Origin of the sequence: Crocinitomix catalasitica ATCC 23190 (genome assembly GCF_000621625.1) — a bacterium.
Classification (GTDB): Bacteria; Bacteroidota; Bacteroidia; order Flavobacteriales_D; family Crocinitomicaceae; genus Crocinitomix; species Crocinitomix catalasitica.
Map to the genome: position 1 here is coordinate 240,097 of NZ_KK211318.1, position 19,500 is coordinate 259,596.

Consider the following 19,500-nt stretch of genomic DNA (forward strand, 5'->3'; position numbering starts at 1 on the left):
TAATTAGTAGATATTACTTCAATATAACCAAAGGAAAATCTTGCCCGAAAGAATAGGAAGTAGGGTATTGCGGTGATCCTTGATACGTTTCTGATAATTCTGGAACTCGATCCTCTACATAAGTTTTCATCTCATTAATCGTTAATTTGTTGTCACCATTGTCCTTGATTTGCCCTTCAATAATTTCCAATAGTGCATAAGTAAACAGACCATGCTTTAAATTTCCAACTTCGTTCGCGTATTGCGCATTCTGAGAAGCTGTTAAGAAGAAAGTACCTGTGCTCCTTGCCAATTGAGCCAAAGCCTTTTCTCTACCGTCACCGCGCAAAGCCAGTTGATTTATTGCACCACCTGAATGACAAGCATCTAAAACAAATAACTGTTTTTCAGCAATAATTTCCATTGAATATTGCATGAGCTCTTTCGCTGAGATTGCCTTCTCGAATAATGTATTGGGATCACCATAAAGGTTTAAAATATCTTGTGTGACTATAAAAAAGTCGGCCTCATTCTCTTTACTTTTATCACTCATTACGCCATGACCAGCGTAATAGAATACAAAAACATCTTGGGGTCTAATCTGCTGCTTAATCGTTTCTATTGTCGCTAATATTTCTAGTTTATTCGCTCGGCTATTTTCAATATTGTATGTCATTATTTCACTGAATAATGTATCTCCGCCAGCAGCTAAAGCTTTCGTAAAAGATCTAGCATCATTCACAGCATAATTCAATTGATACGCGGGGTTTTGATAATCATTAATACCTATACTCAAGATATAAAGGTTAGAATTGGTTGCCTTTGTATCGTAATGAATGATCAGATCCGAAGGATTTGATTCGATTTTATCTTTATTAATAACAAATCCTGAAATATGATTCTCTCCAGCATTTAAAGGTAAATCTACAAAATGAACATTTTTATTGCCACCTCTAAAAGTTACGTTATTATTGAGTGATTCAATCAATACTAATTTTCCATTATTATAAACACGTACTTCTTCCAAATTGGCAATATCACCTTCAATCTCAAGACCAATATTTACTTTTTCAGTTGCAGAGGTATAAATCGAATCTGTTTGTGTCGCAATATTTCTCCGTCCATCTGCAAGAATAAAAGTTAAACCTGGACTTGAATCCATTAATTCTTCAATGTTTTGCCCCGTTTCATTGAATCGTTCACCATCATTAATCCTTTTAATTAAACCAGGCGAAAAGTATTTATCAAAGAAAGATCCTACCGGTAAAGATTCCATTCCAGACACATAATTCACCATTTTTAGCGCGTCTTTAGTTCCGTCAAAATATCCTGTAGGAACAGTACTTAGCCATTCATCTCGGGAAATTTGAATGCGAGAATAGATTTCTGTAAACGAATTTAAATCCCATATTTTTAACTGTCCTTCAATGCTCATTGAGATTAATTGGTCTCCGTTTGGAGTGAACTTAACAGCTGTGATAACCTCGTTATGTCCATGTAGTTCGTGTAATACTTTATTGCTTTCTGGATTCCATAAACGAATGATATTATCAGCACCAGCCGAAGCGATAAACCTGTTTTTATGATCCCAAGCAACCGAATATACAGGTCCATTATGTGCGGTTAGTTTATTAACTAACATACCACTCAATATGTCCCAAACTTTAGCAGTACCATCCCATGAGGCAGTCACCATTTGTTTTCCATTAGGACTAAAATAAAAATCACTTACAATGCTCGAATGTCCCACCAATCCTCTGAATACTTCAAGTGCATCACTTTCCCAGAATTGCGTATTGCCATTTAAATCTGTAAGAATAATATACAAGTCGTTTGGAGAAAAGTTAACACGATAAGGAGCGCCTTGTTCGGTTTCTCTTATCTGAAAATCATCAGAGTGTAAATCCCAAATAGCGAAACGACCATCCCAACCAGAAGAAATGATCTTTGTTCCTGTTGAATTGAAATTAAGGTCGAATACTACATTTACATGGAGCCTTTTTTCTGCTAATAATTCTCCCGAATTCACATCCCAAATTTTGGTATATCTATCGCCTCCAGCAGTTACAAGTTTTGTTCCGTCAGGAGAAAAAGCAAAGGCCAAAACAACTTTTCCATGACCTTTAAAAGTCTTGACAACCCGTCCTGTAGTGATTTCTATCAGTAATGCTGTAGAATCTATATTACCAATAACAATATGTTTGCCATCAGGACTGATTTCGAAATCACGCCGCAATGAAATATATTTTAAGATACCAGAGTCGGCCCAACTCGAATAAGAATAACGCAAACCATCGTCCCTGTCGCGATTGAGATATCCGCTTAAAGTTTCGTCTTTTATACCATTCTTAGTTGCATAAGTTGCCGCTGTATTATTGGCGGCTGGAATGATGAACGATTTACTATCAGGACTGAAATTGATATCGAAATAATTAAGTTTTTCATGTTCTATTTCAGCTGTCAATTTACCTGTTTTTACATTGTAAACATAAACTTTCTCATTAGCATTTATCAGTACATAATTATCATCAGGACTGAATTTCATCATCGTTGGACGTGTATCGTCATTGAGTAATGTTTGAACAATCTTACCGGTTGTAGCATCCCAAATTGTTGCAGGTGTTCTACCAGACATGGTGATAAGGTATTTACTCGAATTGCTCCAAGCTATCTTGGTATTACAACCTGTGCATTGATCCGTTACCGAAGGGTCAACTAGATCTAATAATTTTTTACCATTGTTCGCATCATATATTATTGCGAATAATTGGGTTGAACCAATCGCTATTTTTTTTCCGTCAGGACTAAAGGCATTACTGAATACCCTATCAAATTCTATATTGAATAGCGTATCTTTTGTGTTGATATAAATGACTTCAATTTGATTACTGTTTTTTAAATTAATCACTTTCTCACCGCTTGGATCGATTAAGCCGTGCTGATATCCAATACCGAATTCTTTTTTATAATTTCCAATTAATTTACCCGTTATGCGATCAAAAATAAATAACCCATCTCGATTACTTAAGCCAATAATATGTTGGCCATTATAACTGAAGTAAGCTTGTCGAATGTCATCCTTTGGAAAGGGCATTGAATGAATCAAATCCCCCGTTCTGGTATCGAATAATTTTATGGACTGATCAGCAGAACTAGATAGAATTTGATTGCCATCCATACTAAATTCAACAGACCAAATACTTGCGGTATGTCTATTGTAAACACGTATTTCTTTACCCGATTTCAAATTCCAAAGGATAATAGCATTGTCGTATCCACCAGTAACAACGAATTCACCAGAAGGATGAAAGTCCGCGCAAGTCACAAACTTAGAATGTCCTTTTTGTAAAATGGTTTCGAGCCGTGTTTCTTGACCGTAAACAAGATTAATTGATAGCAATAAAAATAAAGCAAGTAAATTCTGGTACATAGTATGTTTTCTAAGACAAAATAATACTGAGCTATACGTTAAAACAGCCAATTTTGTTCGATAAAATTGTCAATTCAAATGAATCTATAAGGCAAAATACTTTTCTTCTAAAACTTTAAAATGATGAAGAGGATGTCCTACCAGAATAAAAGCTATTGCAATTAAAGAAATACTCACACCGTTTGCTGTCCCTGATCTACTTAATTCCTCATCAGATAAATGTTTAAAAAAGAGTACTGTAGATAATCTGAGAATTTGATATTCCTCTAATAATTCTTCAACAGTTAAATGATCAACCCGCGATACCATAACATATTTATCATGGTCAAAACCAGGAACAGGTGTGGGATCGGTTCTTAAAAAACGCAAAGCACGATTCATGAATAAACGTTCAACATCAATTAAATGTTGTAACATTTCTTTTACTGTCCATTTGCCTACTTGATAAACTTTATCTCCTAGATTATCTAAAATATCAACCGTTTCTAAATAAGGTTCGATTCCGCCATTTTCTAACATAGATTTTATATCAGTATCTTCAACAAGATTAATGTACTGATGGTAATGTTCTGGTGATGAGTTTAGTGCTAGATTTTTCATTTTGGACCTTTTAATTTGAATATAAATCTACCTATTATTTAAGAATTGTACATCCTTTTATTAATTGAATTATTGTTTTGGCAAAAGACCTGAGCAAACATATTTAATAATTAGTATGAGAATTGAAATATAATGTAGATTCATCGTTTATTTCATAGAATAAATTAACTATTTGTCGAAAAAACAAAATTAATGTGGATAGAAACTAAACTCTTTATTTTTCAATTCGTATATTGTAAGTACCCAAAATGCTATAAATGAATTTTATTCCAACTTTTCGAGCCTTTCGTAGCATCTCATTTCGTGGTATTGACTTAGAATTACCGAAGAAACAGATTCAGATTAGATTATTTATTAATCTTATTATGTTCTTGATTTCGATTGTTAATTTAATGTTTACGGTGCTGTTTTTTTATAACAGTGCCTATAACATAGGCTTATGGCAATTATTTGTAACAACTTTATGCTATATTGGATACCTTACGATAGTGAAATATAAGAAAATAGAAATGCTTATTATTGTTGGTCTATTCCTCCAAATAAACATCATTTTAACTTCATCTCTCGTCAATTGTAATACCATTCACTTATTTTTAATTCCACTAGCTATTACAGGTTTTGCTTTATCATTAAAGCCAGTAAATTCTTGGGCTATGCTTGTTTTTTCTACCCTAGGATATCTTTTTAATGAGTTTAATCCATTGGATATTCAGCCAATGATTATTCTTGAACCTGCAGAAGTTGTGCTTACTAATGCCTTTAATATTGTCACCCTTTTCTTTACCCTGTTTTTCATAATTAATTTTTTCTTAAAAAGTATTAAGTTGAATCTGGAAGATGTTTATCTTCAAAAATCAAGAGCAGACGAATTAAATATCGACTTAATAGATTCGATTAATTATACCAAGCGAATACAACAAGCGATGCTACCAAACAAGTCTGAACTCAATTCAATTCTGCCAAATAATTTTGTTTTCTATGCACCGAAGGATATTATCTCTGGTGATTTTTATTGGGCTTACGAATCTGAAAATATTCGCTATTTTGCTGTAGGAGATTGTACAGGGCACGGAATTCCAGGATCCTTTATTGCTGTGATTTGTCAAAACAGTTTGAATAGTGCGATTAAGGATTATGGACTCAAATATCCAAATGAAATATTAGATCAGACGAGAGAATTGATTATTGATAAGTTTAGCAGCTCAAAGGAGTTTATTTATGATGGAATGGATATAGCCTTTTGCTGTATAATGAATGAAAAATTATACTTTGCTGGAGCGAATCGACCGCTTTGGATTGTCCGAAAAAATAAAATTGTGATCTTATATCCTGATCGAGAACCGGTCAGTAATTATCTCAAGGTTACACCATTTACCTTACATGAATTCGCTTTAGAACCAGATGATGTAATCTACATGTTTTCAGATGGATTTGCTGATCAATTGGGCGGTTGGAAAGGAAAGAAGTTGAAGATTGTAGCGTTCAAGGAACTTATTCTTAAACTGCACAGATTTGAATGTGATCAGCAGAAAGAGTATTTAGACGAGTATTTTAAAAAATGGAAAGGCGATCATGATCAAATAGATGATGTTTGTATAATGGGAGTGAAGGCAGTAGATCTCGTAAATTTTGAAAAATGTGATGGTGAAATTCATGCCGTTTAAGATTGACTAAAAATCTATACTTTTTTATGAATTATAAGTTTGTAATGATTGAACGAACATGTTCTGCTTGCGCACCAATCTCCATACTTTGTAATTCTTGTGGTTGAATAGGTGTTCCAATAATTAATTTAATGACACCTCTCCTTAAACAAAACGGACGTTTATTGGGCCAAACTTCACGCGCACCTTCAATTTTAATAGGGAGAATTTGTGTTTGAGCTTGCTGAGCTAGGTGGAATCCTCCTTTTTTGAAAATTGCAATATTACCGTCTTTGCTTTTAGTGCCTTCAGGAAATATAATCACAACTTTACCATTCCCAATATAGTTGGCTGCAAGAGCGATGCTTTGATTTGCTTTTATACGGTTAGACCGATCGATTAATATCATTCCTGAAGCTCGAATATACCAACCTAATAATGGTACTTTTCCGAGTTCTTGTTTCGCTATAAAAAATGTATTAAAAGGTAATGAATGGCTCAATACAGGGATGTCAACAAACGAATTATGATTAGCCATGATTAAATAATTGGCATTCTTGTCAACCTTATCAAATCCTTCAATCTTAACTTTGACACCAAGTAATTTAAGTACAACGGGACTCCAAAATTTGCGCATGATAAGCATCATCACCTCATTGATACGAAATGGATATAATAGCGCTCCCAATATTATGGAAATCAGCGATAAAAGACCAAAAAAGAATAATTTTACGACTGAAAAAACAGCAATCATACACTTTATTTATTGGGGATCTACATCAATATCTACACGAATAGATCGGTAGTCATGATCACCCAAAAATACGTTTATTTTTTCTTTTATAATATCTTTAACTTTCTTAGGTGACGCATCTCGTTCAAACTTTATCACGATAAACTTGATATAATAATTTCTAACTTTCGATACCGATGGAGCTTCAGGACCCAAAACGCGATCTTTAAAGATTGATTTTAATTTTTTGCTTAAATCAATCGACCCAGCTGTTAATGTTGTTTCGTTTTTATGTCGCAAACGAATGTATATCAAGCGATAGAATGGAGGATAGTGAAAATTGCGTCGCTCAACCAATTCTTGCGTATACATGCCGATATAATCGTTGCTAATCACTTTTTGAATGATCCAATGATTAGGATTAAATGACTGTAAAATAACCTTTCCTCGTTTGCTCTTTCTACCAGCCCTTCCTGAAACTTGTGCCATTAATTGATACGCTCTTTCAAACGCTCTAAAGTCCGGAAAGTTTAGTAATTGATCGGCACTTAAAATCCCTACTAATCCAACATTGTCAAAATCCAAACCTTTGGTGATCATCTGTGTTCCGATCAATACATCAATATTTCGTTGTTCAAAGTCGTTTATGATTTGTTCGTATGCATTTTTTGCTCTAGTGGTGTCCAAATCCATTCTTTGAATGGTCTTATCTTTAAAGAATAGGCTGAATTCGTCTTCAATCTTTTCAGTACCAAATCCTAACATCTTTAATTTTCTACTTCCACATCTTCCACAAGAAGATGGAGGACTGGTATAATAACCGCAATAATGACATTTTAAAACATTACTCAATTTATGATAAGTCAGTGAAACATCACATTGCGTACATTGAGGCGTCCAAGCACATAATTCGCACGACCAAATAGGGTTGTAGCCTCTTCGATTCTGAAACAAAATAACTTGTTCCTTATTTTCAAAAGATTCCTCCATTTTCTCCATCAAAAATGACGAAAAATGTGATTTCATTGTTTTTTGTTTGGTCTCTTTTTCGAGATCTGCGACCAATATTTCTGGCATTTGAACACCTCCAAAACGTTCTGAAAGTTCAACCAGTCCATAACGACCTTCTTTGGCATTAAAATAGCTTTCAATTGATGGCGTTGCTGAGCCTAAAAGTGTTTTAGCTTTATGCATATTGCCCAAAACAATCGCTAAATCTCTAGCATTGTATCTTGGTGCAGGATCATACTGTTTAAAAGAGTTTTCATGCTCCTCATCAACGATGACCAAACCTAAATTATTAAAAGGTAAAAATACTGACGACCTCGCTCCAAGAACTATTCTGTATTTTTCAGCACTGTTATTTAACACGTGATTCCAAATTTCAATGCGTTCATTTTGATTAAACTTACTATGATAAACACCTACTAAATCTCCAAAATATTTTCTGAGTCGATTAATCAATTGTGTTGTCAAAGCTATCTCAGGTAAAAGAAATAAGACTTGTTCTCCCTTTTCTAGCGCAGCTTGAATCAGTTTTACATAGACCTCAGTCTTTCCGGAGGAAGTTACCCCATGTAATAAAACTGTATTTAAAGTTTTAAAATGCTCCTCAATTTCAATTAAAGCAGTTTCTTGACTTGGACTCAGTGCTTTTATAGGTTCATTATCATCAAGCGCATCTTTCAATCTAGAGATGTCAGCTGAAAATATTTCAATGATTCCCTTTTTTGACAATGTATTTAGTGTCGAATTTGAAATGTCATCATCGACTAAAGTTTTTTTGAGAACTGGAATTTGCTCTGCTGTATTTATGCCAATAATAGAGACAATTTTCAGTAAGGCATAGACCTGCTTTTCATTCTTTTTATTCGACTCTAATTCATTCAATAATGCACTTAGTTTATCATTGTCCGCATATTGATCAGCTAAACGAATAAAACTAGCTTGTTTAGGGCTATATTTTGCCTTTAATTCTTCAGAAACGATCGCAACTCTTTTTTCAATTAAACCTTTAATAATAGGTTGAATGGTTTTGATTTGAACAATCTCACCAACCTCTTTTAATGTTAATTCTGTTCGCAATTCTAAAGCATCTAAAATTAAAGCCTCTTTGGCGTTCAAGTTTTCTGAATTGTGCTCGTAATCAGGATGTAGAACGATAACAGTTTCACTGGCTAATTTAAAGTTACTTGGTAAAGCTGCATTCATTACATCGCCAATATCTGCCATGTAATATTCCGATATCCAATCCCATAACTTAAATTGTTGAGGTAAAACAATCGGTGTTTCATCTAAGATCAGCTCAATATATTTGGCCGTATAATCTTTAGGAATTTCTTCATGTATTCTTGAAATAATAGCCGTGTAAAATTTTGACCTCCCGAATGGTACGATTGCTCGTTTACCTAATTCAAGTTCTTGATTTAACTCAAAGGGAACGCGATAAGTATAACGATTCGGTATACTCAAAGGTATTATTACATCAACAAAATAAGTTTTTCTTTCAGTCATGTGCTGATTTCGAATTGTTAATCGCGGTATGGGTAATTACCAAATCCATTCTCCAAATTATACACTTTACTGAATCCTTTATCATTTAATAAACGACTGGTTTTTCCCGATCTTCCACCAGCCATACAATAAACGACTACGTTTTTATCTTTTGCTAAAGTGTCCAAGGCTGCTTCAAAACCTTCACCGTAGAAGTTGATGTTTATCGCTCCATCAACATGACCTTCATTAAACTCCTCGGGCGTTCTAACATCTAGAATAATTGTTCCTTCCTCAGCAGATATCGCTTTAAATTTATCTGCGTCAACATCTTCAATGATTAATTCTACTTCCGAAATGTTTTCAATTAAAGTGGTTTCCTCAATATTCTCTTGAGCATTTTCTAGAGGTGCTTCTTCAGTTAAACTGCTTCCGCATGATAAGAGAATAGAAACTAATGAAATTGAAATAATACTTTTATACATAATTTTGATTTTAATTTAAAGATTTCTCATGTCCATATCCGAAGGTATTGATCCTCTTAAAAAACGGCGAACAATTCCAACCGAAATTAATTCTGGCGACCACAATGTTAATTCTGTATTCAAACCATATTTCGGTGAGATCATATAATTGATGCCAACAAGTGTAAAGCCAGTGAAAAGTGTTGCTTTTTCAGAAAATAATCGTCGGATATCACTGTCTAATATTTCTGGGTTATTGAACCAATAAGTAAGGCCAATTTGTAGTTTTAAGTAATAATCGAATTTCTCGCCGTTGTATAAAGTTAATTCTGGACTTACACTTGCAAATACAATAGGGGAGCCGTAATGTGTATTGTTATAAAAGAGATTTAAATACTGGAAGCCAATCCGACCAGAAATACTGATTACTCTTCCTAAAACATAACTTTGTGTAAAAGAAATTATTGGAGATTTTGTAACAAATTCAAATTGTGTTAAGCTGGTATCATTAATTGAGTTAAACTTATTCTTAAACTCTAAAGCAATACTGCTCATGCCAATATTTACACGACTTTCGCGATTGTAAATTTGAGTAAAAGCCTGTACAGATATGAAAACCAGAACAACAAGTAGAATTTTGCGCATAATACAAATGTAAGTAATTTTTATACCGAATTAGTTATTGAATTTTACAATTAAGTGTAGTAATTTATGTCCTCTAAAACTAAAAGGGCTTTCTGAGTTTGCCTGTAAGATTTTGTTTTAAGGATATTTATCTATATTTATGCGATCCAATTATTTTTAACTGATGAATTTGACCAAAATATTAATTACCCTTCTTATTGTTTTTGCAACCTTTTTCAGCGCGTCTGGTCAAGTCAAAAAAGGGAATATACTTGTTACACCAACTTTAGGTATACCTTATCTTGATCTATTCGGTCATGATGCTGATGTTTTTGATATTAGTTCTGGAGGGATGAATATGTATTATCGAGGGTTTAATGGTGAAGAAAATTTAAAAATTAAATTGAGAGGTGTCTACGGAATCAAAGTCGATTATTTATTGATGGACAAAATAGGCTTAGGTCTTGACTTTATGTATAATAGTGCTGAAGTAACTTTCAACAGGGATTCGATAATAGGAAATGAAATATTAAAAGACGTAAATTTTCAAGAAAAAATGACGCGATATAGAATCGCTCTTAGATTCAATTTTCATTTTTATTCTACAGAGAAAGTAAATGTCTATACGGGCGTAAACCTTGGCATTCGAAAAAGGGTTTTTACTTATGAGGCTGATGATAAGGATTACGAACCAATTTTTGAAGAGCAATTTGGTTTTGGAGTTTCTAGTGTCGGTTCAGACTTTTTACCTATTACAATACCATCAGGAAGTGATTTACCTGTGCATGCTAAAATAGCGATAGGCTTACATTATTTTCCGAATAGCATCATTGGCTTTAATTTTGAAGCATCAATCGGTGGGCCTCCAATTATCGTAGGGTTAACCATTAAATTGTAATTGACTATCAATTGCTTAAACTATTAAACTTCTCTTTTTTTTATTATTTTTAACCTAAATGCACTTAACAATATGCGCTTTGTTTAAGGAATAATAACGTATGAATTATTGAGTGATAACCCAAAATCATGACCCAATACCGTTCAATTAAAAATTTGTCAAAAGATGATCGACCAAGAGAAAAATTGGTAGAATCGGGGAGAGGAGCCTTATCAAATGCCGAAATTCTAGGCATATTAATAGGATCAGGAACGAGAGAGAAGTCAGCTGTGAAATTGTGCCAAGAAATTCTCGAGTCTGTAGATAATGATTTGAATAGATTGGCACGTTTATCAATTCATGACTTGACTAAGTTTAAAGGAATCGGTCAAGCGAAAGCCGTAACGATTGCTGCTGCCCTAGAATTGGGTAGAAGAAAACAAAGTGAAGCAGGAAAATCTAAAGATCGGATCGGATCATCTCAAGATGTGTACAATGTGATGATTCAAAGATTTCAGGATTTAGACCATGAAGAATTTTATATTTTAAATTTAAGTAGGTCTAACGAAATAAAATCAATTGAATTAATATCTAAAGGTGGAATTTCAGGAACTGTAGTCGATGGCAAATTGATATTTAAATCTGCATTGGCACAAACTTCAGCAGCTATAATCCTTTGTCACAACCATCCTTCAGGGAATCTTAAACCCAGCCAAGCCGATATAGATTTGACAAAAAAAATTAAGGAATTTGGTAAAATGATTGACCTACCTGTCCTCGATCATTTAATTATTACCGATAAAGGTTATTATAGTTTTGCCGACGAAGGAATATTTTGATTTTACTTCTTTAAGATTGAACGGATAAAAATTTAACTTTGTAGACAAAGAAAAATTTTAATGAAGATTATCACCATCATAGGCGCAAGGCCACAGATTATTAAAGCAGCTGCAATAAGTAGAGCTATTAAGAATAAATTTTCTAAAGAAATTAAAGAAGTAATTGTGCATACTGGTCAACATTATGACGCAAATATGTCTGCTGTATTTTTTGAAGAATTAGAAATTCCTAAGCCGGATTATAATCTAAATGTAGGTTCTGGAAAGCATGGCGAACAGACTGCTAAAATGTTATCAGGGATTGAAGAAATTATCGAAAATGAAAAGCCGCAAGCATTATTGGTTTACGGTGATACAAATTCGACCATTGCAGGTAGTTTAGCTGCTGCAAAGATAGGTGTGCCAGTCGTCCATATTGAAGCAGGATTAAGATCCTACAATAAGTCGATGCCAGAAGAGTTAAATAGAATTTCTTGTGATCATATGTCTACTTTACTTTTTTCACCAACAGAACAAGGTGTAAGTAATTTACAAAAGGAAGGCTTTCAATTAGGCAATGAAGGGCCTTATTCAATTGATAACCCTAAAGTGTATCATTGTGGTGATATCATGTTCGATAATTCTACTTATTTCGCTGAAAAAGCAAATACAGATTCTGAAGGCTTAAAAGAGGTTGATTTTAATACACCATATATTCTTACTACTATTCACCGAAACGCGAATACGGATGATCCTATTGCTTTAAACAATATTTTTAAGGCCATTACTTATTTAGCGAAAGAGAAAAGTGAGACCATAATTTTACCGTTACATCCACGTACTAAAAAAATGATGGATCAGTTGTTAACTGAAGAATTGCAAACTAAATTAAAAGACTTGCCTAATGTTAAAATAATCGATCCCGTTTCTTTCCTTGAAATGATTGCGCTTGAAAAGAATGCAAAATTGATTTTGACAGATAGTGGTGGCGTTCAAAAAGAGGCTTACTTTTTTAAAAAACCAAGTCTTATTTTACGACCAGAAACAGAATGGGTTGAAATTGTTGCACAAGGAGCAGCAATTTTATGTGACGCTGATTATGATAGAATTGTAGCAGCGTATGAGCATTTTATTCAACTTGATAATATTGAATTCCCACATATATTTGGTGATGGTATGGCTGCAGAATTTATTTGCAACGAAATTATTACCCATATCAAATGATAAACGTTTTCTCTGAGCATCATTCAAAAAGGCTGAACTATGTTTTAGATTTCTGTTTTAAAAGAAAAGGTGAAGAGTATAATGTAGTTTCAAACGAATTGGAATGGCATAAGTTAAAGCGCCATGACTTAAATTATTCGTCAAAAAGTTTGCCTGCCAAACTGCAAATAAATCCGCAAGGAATTTTATTTGAAGAGGGCATTTATGCTAATAAAATAATCACAAAAGAAACTGGTGGAATAGCAATTGATGGTGTAACAGACCATTTAGGTGTTATATTCTTTTTACTAACCAGATACGAGGAGCATTTTGAGACCGAAAGAGATCATCATGACCGATTTTTGAGTAAAAATAACGCGCTCGTAAAATTAAACCTCCACCGCCAACCAGTGGTGGATATTTTAGTCAAAGGGTTTTGGGAACAATTAGAATTGGATTATGCACCAATAGCATCAAAATTTGAAGGGGTACCTTCATTTGATATCGATGTCGCTTGGGCATATAAAAACAGATCATTCTTTCGAACAATCGGAGGATTTGCTAAAGGTAAAAACATAGTTGAACGCCTGGCTGTATTGACAGGAACAAAAAAAGATCCTTATGATACCTATGCGGAAATTAATTTAGTAGCGACCAAAGTCCACAGAATTATATGTTTTACCTTGTTAGGGGATTGGGCGAAATATGATAAGAATATTAAATGGACCAATAGTAATTATGGATCTTTAATTAGAGGTCTTAATTCTATTGGAGGAATGGGGATTCATCCATCTTATGCAAGTTATTTAGATGCCCGTAAAATTAAAAATGAAATCAAGCGATTAGAAGAAATTGTAGGACATGAAGTCGTTAAAAGTCGCCAGCATTTTTTGAAAATAAAATTCCCTGAAACATATGATATCTTAGTGGAAAATGGAATTAAACGCGATTTTTCAATGGGCTTTACCGATGAGGTTGGCTTTAGAGCAGGAACTTCTTTTCCTTTTAGATATTTCAATCTAGCAAAAAATAAAAAAACGGCTCTATCCATATTTCCTTTTGCATATATGGACAATTCATTTAAAGATTATCTTGAATTTACACCAGGAGAAGCGAAAAATGAAATCAACCGTCTAACGAATGAAATCAAAGCTGTAGGTGGCCTTTTTATGTTTATTTGGCACAATAGTTCAATTACCAATATTGATGAGTGGGAAGGATGGAAAGATGTCCTCGATCATACAATGAATTTAATAAAAGTAGACAATATAGACAAGGACGAAATGTATGAGATATAGTTATTTATTGCTTTTAAGCTTATTAGTACTTCAATTTAGTTGTATTCAACACAATGACAGCCAGAATGATTCAGTTATTGAATTAACAATACCTGAAGTCTTCAGCGTCAACTATGCCAAAGGATTTGAATTAGAAAAAGGGAATGGTTTTATTAAAATAATTACCAAGTCGTTTGGAGCGAATACCTTTTTTAGAGATAGTATTTACATTGTTTATCACGATACCATTCAATTACCTAATGGGGTTAAAGCAATCAATGGAACTGTTCAAAGTTTAGCTTGTCAGTCAACAACGCATATTGCCTTCATAAATCAGTTGGGTAAAACAAATTTAATTAAAGGAATCTGTGGTTTAAACTATGTTGTCAACGACGGTGTTAAACAAATTTTGAAAAATAACAATGCCTTTGAGATTTGTTTGACTGAAAAAGTGGATACAGAATCACTATTGGGTTCAGGAGCTGAATTGTTTACCATTTATCCTTTTGGGATTGATGTAAGTAATGACAAAAGTTATGGCGCCTTAAAATCGCTGTTTATTGCAGAGTATTTGGAAGAATCTCAATTAGCTCGTTTGGAATGGGTAAAGTTATTTGGCTTATTATTAGGTGAACCAGAATTAGCCAATGCATATTTTCAGGAAGTAGAAGCTAATTATTTAAAATTGAAATCAAATAATATATCGCAAGAGAAAAGTTTTATAATGAATGTTCCCTTTAATGAAATTTGGTATATGCCTTCGCCGCAATCGGTAGGAGTGCAGTTGATTGAGGATGCCGGATTGAATTATTTTTATGCTGATACGGAAGGAACTGAAAATATTAGTTTACCAAAAGAAACCGTGTGGAATGATGGGGTATCGGCTGATTATTGGTTCATTATTGCTGAAAGACCGCAGGATTTTACACTTGCCGATTTGGTTAAGGAAGAGGAAGTGTATGCCGAATTTAAATCGGTGAAAGAAGGACAAGTATATTTTTGCAATACAGTTAATGTTGATTATTTTGCGCAAGGTACAATTGAACCGGATGTGATACTTAAAGACATTCAAGCAGCAGCTGCGAATGTGCAATTCGACTCAAAATACTTTAAATTATTGAAGTGATTTTCTCTTAAAAGATAGTACTGAATGATTGTAAAGCGTGACGCCATATTATTTATTATTTTTGGAATGGGTATTCTTTTAGCCGTTGTCATGAATATATTATATGGTGCGGTAAAAATACCTGCTGCAGATGTGATCAGTATCTTTAAAGGAGAAGTGGTGGAGAATGCAGCCTGGTCTTACATCATCGAAAGTCGATTTTTTAGATCCATTGTGGCCGTATTTGCTGGTGGAGCTTTGTCAGTTGCGGGATTAATTCTTCAAGTTTATTTTCGTAATCCATTGGCTGGTCCGGGCGTTCTTGGTATTACTTCTGGAGCATCATTAGGAGTGGCCTTTGTTGTATTAGGTGGAGCGAGTATGTCTTCTGTATTAGGTCTTTTTGGAATTATTGGTGCCGGTTCGGCTGGAGCAATTGCTGTTTTGTTTTTATTGCTTTTTATCTCCCGATTTATTAAAAGTTCCGTAACGTTATTAGTTGCTGGTTTGATGTTTGGTTATTTCACGGCAGCTTTGATCAATATTTTATATTTATCTGCAAGTATGGCCGATACCAGAGCATTTGTGATTTGGGGATTGGGGAGTTTTGAAGGTTTGAATAGCCATGAATTGACCATCTTTTCAACCGGTATCATTTTTTTAATACTTTGTAGTTTTTTCTTGATAAAACCGCTAAATGGCTTGGTTTTAGGCCAAGATTATTCAAATTCCTTAGGTATTCATATCAAAAGAACAAAATTTTTAATCATTCTAATTACTGGGGTATTGGCAGCAATAGTCACTGTTTATTGTGGTCCCATTGGTTTTATCGGAATCGCTATTCCACAATTAATAAGGAGGATGACAAAGTCGAAAAATCATTCGGTTATTATTCCACTCGCTTTTTTAGGTGGAGCATTTTTGGCAATTCTAGCTGATATCGTTGTACGATTGAGTGGGAATACATTGCCTGTAAATACTGTAACAGCTTTAATTGGAGCACCTATAATTATTTGGGTGATAATGAATATGAACAAACGAAATGCTGAAATTTAAAAACGTTCATATCAAAACGGATGGGGGACCGCTATTTCAAATTCAAGATTTGGAATTAAAGGATGGTTTAGTCGCTTTAATGGGACGAAATGGTGCTGGAAAGTCAACCCTAATTAAATCTATTCTAGGTAATAAATCCTTATTCGAAGGAACAATAACATTGGACAATAAGAATATTGGTGATTTTGCGGCAAAAGACTTGGCAAAATTGATTAGCGTAGTCGCAACGAAACCAACTTTATTTGGAAATCACTCCGGGCGAGAGGTATTGAATCTTGGACGTTTACCTTATCAGAATTTAATGGCTAAATTGACTGCTGAAGATAAAGTGAAGGTCGATGAGATTATAGCCTTATTGAATTTAGGTAAGTTCAGTGACCGCCGCTTTACTGATTTAAGTGATGGAGAAAAGCAAATGATCATGATTGGTAGGGCAATGGTGCAAGACACGCAACTAATTCTTCTGGACGAACCGAGCGCCTTTCTTGATTTAGTGAACCGACATCAATTAATGAAATTAATGCGGGAAATTGTAGATAAGACAGGTAAATTAATCTTGTTCTCAACGCATCAAACTGATGATTTGGAAAAGTACTGTGACACCGTTTTATTAATTGAAAAAGGACAATTGTTGAACTTGAAAAATCCAGCTACTTTTAAAGCTGATATTTATAAAAGTTTTGGTTTAGATGAAGTTTAGAACAACCTTAAATATTGCTCCTCAATTGGATTTTATCAATCCTAAGCAAGAAATTGTTAGTATTGGATCTTGTTTTGCCGATTCGGTAGGTAATCGATTAAAGTCAGTTGGTTTTAAAGCTGAAATCAATCCTTTTGGTGTGCTTTTTAATCCGTATTCTATTTTAAAAAATTTAAAAAACACAATTAATGACGCAGTAGATACTGATATGTTCCTTCAACGGGATGAATCTAGTTTTCATTATGATTTTCACTCGAGAATTAATAGCGAATCGGAAGAAGATTTAACGCGTCAATTAAACGACATTCAGAATACATTAAAGAAACAATTATTAGCTGCGGACAGACTTATTTTAACATTCGGTTCTGCTTGGGTTTATCGACATATTGAATCGAATAATATTGTTGCCAATTGCCATAAAATTCCACAGGTTAATTTTAAAAAGGAATTACTGAATTTAACCGATCTAAAGGCTGACTACCGTAATTTTATTCGTGATTTAAAAACAATCAATCCTAAATTGGAAGTGCTATTAACTGTCAGTCCTGTTCGACACGTTAAGGATGGTCTACATGAAAATAACCTGAGTAAATCTACCTTGCATTTATTGACGCATTATTTGGTTGAATCATTCGGTTTTGTTCATTATTTTCCAGCTTACGAATTGATAATAGATGATTTAAGGGATTATCGTTTTTATAAAGAAGATTTAATTCATCCAACAAATCAGGCGGTGAATTACGTTTTTGAAGTATTGTCTGATACTTATTTTACACCAAAAACAAAAGAAATCATTCGATTAAAAGAGAAGTTGTATTTATTGCAGAATCATTTGCAAATTGTGAAATCAAAACCTGACGAAAAGTTAAAACTTAAAGCGGCGGAAATTCAACGTCAAATTGATCAGCTACTTAAATAAGTTGGTTAAAATTTGAACGTTAATTGGGGTTTGTTCTTGGCCAATTCCTCTTCTTTATCAACCTTTAAATTAGACATTGAAACACCTAATAATCGCACTGGTTTTTGCATCAAATCTTCTTTCATAATCTCTCTAATTACCTTCATTAAATGATTGGCTTGATCTGTAAAATCTGAAATTGTTTTACTCCGGGTAATTTGAGTGAAATCGTTATATTTTAGTTTAATTGTGACCGTTTTACCCTTAGTTTTTGCTTTTTTTAGCCTTTTTACTGATTCATTCGCAATTTTTTCCAATTCAATTAAAGCATCAGTTTCAGTATAAATATTGTTTTCAAAAGTATGTTCCGTACCAACAGATTTTCTAATCCGGTCAGGTCTCACTTCGCTGTATTGTATACCTCGCACGATATCATAGAAATGATTACCTGATTTACCAAAGTTTTGGACCAAGAATTCACGGCTATGTTGTTTTAATTGAGCGCCATTATAAATGCCCCAACTATTCATTTTATCCGCTGTTACTTTTCCAATTCCAAAGAATTTTCGAATAGATAATAATTCTAAAAAGGCAACAACTTCCTTTGGTTTGATGGTTTTTTGTCCATTCGGTTTATTTATATCACTCGCAATTTTGGCTGTGAATTTATTGATAGAGATTCCCGCAGAAGCGGTTAATCCAGTCACTTCAAAAATCTTTTGTCGAATTTCTGCAGCTATTGCTGTGGCAGAAGGATGTCCCTTTAGGTTAGCACTTACATCCAAAAATGCTTCATCAAGCGATAAAGGCTCCACTAAATCTGTGTATTCATGAAAGACCTTTCGAATCATGTTAGAAATTTCTTTATAGCGTTCGAATCGGGGTTTTACGAAGATTAATTGCGGACATTTTCTTTTGGCTAGTGCACTAGACATGGCAGATTTTACACCGAATTTTCTCGCTTCATAACTGGCAGCTGCAACAACTCCTCGCTTTTCGCCTCCGCCAACAGCAATTGGTTTTCCTTTTAAATCAGGATTGTCCAATTGTTCAACAGAAGCATAAAATGCATCCATGTCTATATGAATAATCTTTCGATTTGGATCGATGGCTGTCATCTACTTGTCTCGATAACAAATTCGGCCGCAGCATTTGCGAACGCCGTCCATTGATCGCTAAATACATAAGGAACTTGCACCCATGCTTTCATTGGGCGTTTTTTTCCGGAAGGGTCAAACAATTGGGCGCCCTCAAGATTTATTGCTAAACTATGACTTTCTCCTTCTAATTTAAATACCATTTCATTTTGAAAGAAAGCAATAAATGCTTTTCCATTCACCTTAAAACAAGGTTTGCCAAACATTTGACTCTGCTCACTGTTTGGAATCGAATGACCTATCTCAATATAAAGCGTTTCTTCTGATGACATACTAATTTGAATTATTTTTTAGTTCTGAAATATATTTTCAATCGAATTATTACGAGAATTTCTGACTAAATAATGAGTAATTCATCCTACGAATTTAGATAATTCATCACTTTATTACAATTATAAACTTGTATAATCTCAAACAATCAGACAACTTAATATTATTGCAAT

At 33.8% G+C, this 19,500-nt stretch carries 17 protein-coding genes; 9 read left to right on the plus strand and 8 right to left on the minus strand.

Features of this window, described 5'->3' with window-relative positions; all coding sequences use genetic code 11:
* Positions 1 to 13 precede the first annotated feature (13 nt).
* Both T367_RS0119540 and T367_RS0119545 read right to left on the minus strand, forming a co-directional pair.
* Positions 14 to 3,409, minus strand: coding sequence for a WD40 domain-containing protein (locus tag T367_RS0119540; RefSeq protein WP_027421338.1), 3,396 nt, complete (start codon positions 3,407 to 3,409; stop codon positions 14 to 16).
* 84 nt (positions 3,410 to 3,493) lie between these two features.
* Positions 3,494 to 4,009 carry a DinB family protein gene (locus tag T367_RS0119545; protein WP_027421339.1) on the minus strand — a complete coding sequence of 172 codons (516 nt, stop codon included), beginning with the start codon at positions 4,007 to 4,009 and terminating at the stop codon, positions 3,494 to 3,496.
* A 488-nt stretch (positions 4,010 to 4,497) separates the two neighbouring features.
* On the opposite strand from T367_RS0119545, the gene T367_RS0119550 reads away from it, so the two are divergent.
* Entirely contained in the window at positions 4,498 to 5,673 is a 1,176-nt protein-coding gene (locus T367_RS0119550) for a PP2C family protein-serine/threonine phosphatase (RefSeq protein ID WP_169736091.1), read from the plus strand.
* A gap of 31 nt (positions 5,674 to 5,704) precedes the next feature.
* Here the strand turns inward: T367_RS0119550 and T367_RS23275 are convergent, their stop codons facing one another.
* From T367_RS23275 to T367_RS0119570, 4 genes are read right to left on the minus strand one after another with little or no spacing between them, the layout of a single operon-like run.
* Positions 5,705 to 6,406, minus strand: a complete 702-nt coding sequence (locus tag T367_RS23275) for a lysophospholipid acyltransferase family protein (protein ID WP_051568689.1) — start codon at positions 6,404 to 6,406, stop codon at positions 5,705 to 5,707.
* A gap of 9 nt (positions 6,407 to 6,415) precedes the next feature.
* Positions 6,416 to 8,899 (minus strand): replication restart helicase PriA, encoded by a 2,484-nt coding sequence (gene priA, locus T367_RS0119560; protein ID WP_027421341.1) that lies wholly within the window; start codon positions 8,897 to 8,899, stop codon positions 6,416 to 6,418.
* Positions 8,900 to 8,916: 17 nt separating this feature from the next.
* On the minus strand, positions 8,917 to 9,363 hold the full coding sequence (locus tag T367_RS0119565; RefSeq protein ID WP_051568690.1) for a rhodanese-like domain-containing protein: 447 nt from the start codon (positions 9,361 to 9,363) through the stop codon (positions 8,917 to 8,919).
* A gap of 15 nt (positions 9,364 to 9,378) precedes the next feature.
* Entirely contained in the window at positions 9,379 to 9,987 is a 609-nt protein-coding gene (locus T367_RS0119570; protein ID WP_027421343.1) for a hypothetical protein, read from the minus strand.
* A gap of 169 nt (positions 9,988 to 10,156) precedes the next feature.
* Between T367_RS0119570 and T367_RS0119575 the strand changes: the two genes are divergently transcribed.
* The 8 genes from T367_RS0119575 (at position 10,157) to T367_RS23285 (ending at position 17,921) form a co-directional block, all read left to right on the plus strand.
* Positions 10,157 to 10,864 carry a hypothetical protein gene (locus tag T367_RS0119575; RefSeq protein ID WP_157454324.1) on the plus strand — a complete coding sequence of 236 codons (708 nt, stop codon included), beginning with the start codon at positions 10,157 to 10,159 and terminating at the stop codon, positions 10,862 to 10,864.
* A gap of 128 nt (positions 10,865 to 10,992) precedes the next feature.
* Positions 10,993 to 11,682, plus strand: a complete 690-nt coding sequence (gene radC / locus T367_RS0119580) for a RadC family protein (RefSeq protein ID WP_027421345.1) — start codon at positions 10,993 to 10,995, stop codon at positions 11,680 to 11,682.
* 60 nt (positions 11,683 to 11,742) lie between these two features.
* Complete coding sequence (gene wecB, locus T367_RS0119585; protein WP_027421346.1) at positions 11,743 to 12,885, plus strand: non-hydrolyzing UDP-N-acetylglucosamine 2-epimerase; 1,143 nt, start codon at positions 11,743 to 11,745, stop codon at positions 12,883 to 12,885.
* Entirely contained in the window at positions 12,882 to 14,162 is a 1,281-nt protein-coding gene (locus T367_RS0119590; RefSeq protein ID WP_027421347.1) for a polysaccharide deacetylase family protein, read from the plus strand. The genes wecB and T367_RS0119590 overlap by 4 nt, the downstream gene beginning before the upstream one ends.
* Positions 14,152 to 15,267: an ABC transporter substrate-binding protein gene (locus T367_RS0119595; RefSeq protein WP_027421348.1), complete on the plus strand. Its 1,116-nt coding sequence runs from the start codon at positions 14,152 to 14,154 to the stop codon at positions 15,265 to 15,267. Before T367_RS0119590 ends, T367_RS0119595 begins: the two co-directional genes overlap by 11 nt.
* A 24-nt stretch (positions 15,268 to 15,291) precedes the next feature.
* Positions 15,292 to 16,302 (plus strand): iron ABC transporter permease, encoded by a 1,011-nt coding sequence (locus T367_RS0119600; protein ID WP_035846417.1) that lies wholly within the window; start codon positions 15,292 to 15,294, stop codon positions 16,300 to 16,302.
* Entirely contained in the window at positions 16,289 to 17,002 is a 714-nt protein-coding gene (locus T367_RS23280) for an ABC transporter ATP-binding protein (protein ID WP_051568691.1), read from the plus strand. The genes T367_RS0119600 and T367_RS23280 overlap by 14 nt, the downstream gene beginning before the upstream one ends.
* A complete protein-coding gene (locus tag T367_RS23285) occupies positions 16,992 to 17,921 on the plus strand; it encodes a GSCFA domain-containing protein (RefSeq protein WP_035846426.1) in 930 nt (309 codons plus the stop codon). The genes T367_RS23280 and T367_RS23285 overlap by 11 nt, the downstream gene beginning before the upstream one ends.
* 5 nt (positions 17,922 to 17,926) lie before the next feature.
* On the opposite strand, the gene dinB is transcribed toward T367_RS23285, so the two are convergent.
* Complete coding sequence (gene dinB / locus T367_RS0119615; RefSeq protein WP_027421350.1) at positions 17,927 to 19,018, minus strand: DNA polymerase IV; 1,092 nt, start codon at positions 19,016 to 19,018, stop codon at positions 17,927 to 17,929.
* Positions 19,015 to 19,329 (minus strand): hypothetical protein, encoded by a 315-nt coding sequence (locus T367_RS23290; RefSeq protein ID WP_051568692.1) that lies wholly within the window; start codon positions 19,327 to 19,329, stop codon positions 19,015 to 19,017. Before T367_RS23290 ends, dinB begins: the two co-directional genes overlap by 4 nt.
* Positions 19,330 to 19,500: the final 171 nt, after the last annotated feature.

Coding starts and splice junctions, on each gene's coding strand:
- T367_RS0119590 (WP_027421347.1), top strand. CDS start 12,882: ATGATAAACGTTTTCTCTGAGCATCATTCAAAAAGGCTGAACTATGTT.
- radC (WP_027421345.1), top strand. CDS start 10,993: ATGACCCAATACCGTTCAATTAAAAATTTGTCAAAAGATGATCGACCA.
- priA (WP_027421341.1), bottom strand. CDS start 8,899: ATGACTGAAAGAAAAACTTATTTTGTTGATGTAATAATACCTTTGAGT.
- T367_RS0119545 (WP_027421339.1), bottom strand. CDS start 4,009: ATGAAAAATCTAGCACTAAACTCATCACCAGAACATTACCATCAGTAC.
- T367_RS0119595 (WP_027421348.1), top strand. CDS start 14,152: ATGAGATATAGTTATTTATTGCTTTTAAGCTTATTAGTACTTCAATTT.
- wecB (WP_027421346.1), top strand. CDS start 11,743: ATGAAGATTATCACCATCATAGGCGCAAGGCCACAGATTATTAAAGCA.
- T367_RS23285 (WP_035846426.1), top strand. CDS start 16,992: ATGAAGTTTAGAACAACCTTAAATATTGCTCCTCAATTGGATTTTATC.
- T367_RS0119570 (WP_027421343.1), bottom strand. CDS start 9,987: ATGCGCAAAATTCTACTTGTTGTTCTGGTTTTCATATCTGTACAGGCT.
- T367_RS0119540 (WP_027421338.1), bottom strand. CDS start 3,409: ATGTACCAGAATTTACTTGCTTTATTTTTATTGCTATCAATTAATCTT.
- T367_RS0119565 (WP_051568690.1), bottom strand. CDS start 9,363: ATGTATAAAAGTATTATTTCAATTTCATTAGTTTCTATTCTCTTATCA.
- T367_RS23290 (WP_051568692.1), bottom strand. CDS start 19,329: ATGTCATCAGAAGAAACGCTTTATATTGAGATAGGTCATTCGATTCCA.
- T367_RS23280 (WP_051568691.1), top strand. CDS start 16,289: ATGCTGAAATTTAAAAACGTTCATATCAAAACGGATGGGGGACCGCTA.
- T367_RS0119600 (WP_035846417.1), top strand. CDS start 15,292: ATGATTGTAAAGCGTGACGCCATATTATTTATTATTTTTGGAATGGGT.
- dinB (WP_027421350.1), bottom strand. CDS start 19,018: ATGACAGCCATCGATCCAAATCGAAAGATTATTCATATAGACATGGAT.
- T367_RS23275 (WP_051568689.1), bottom strand. CDS start 6,406: ATGATTGCTGTTTTTTCAGTCGTAAAATTATTCTTTTTTGGTCTTTTA.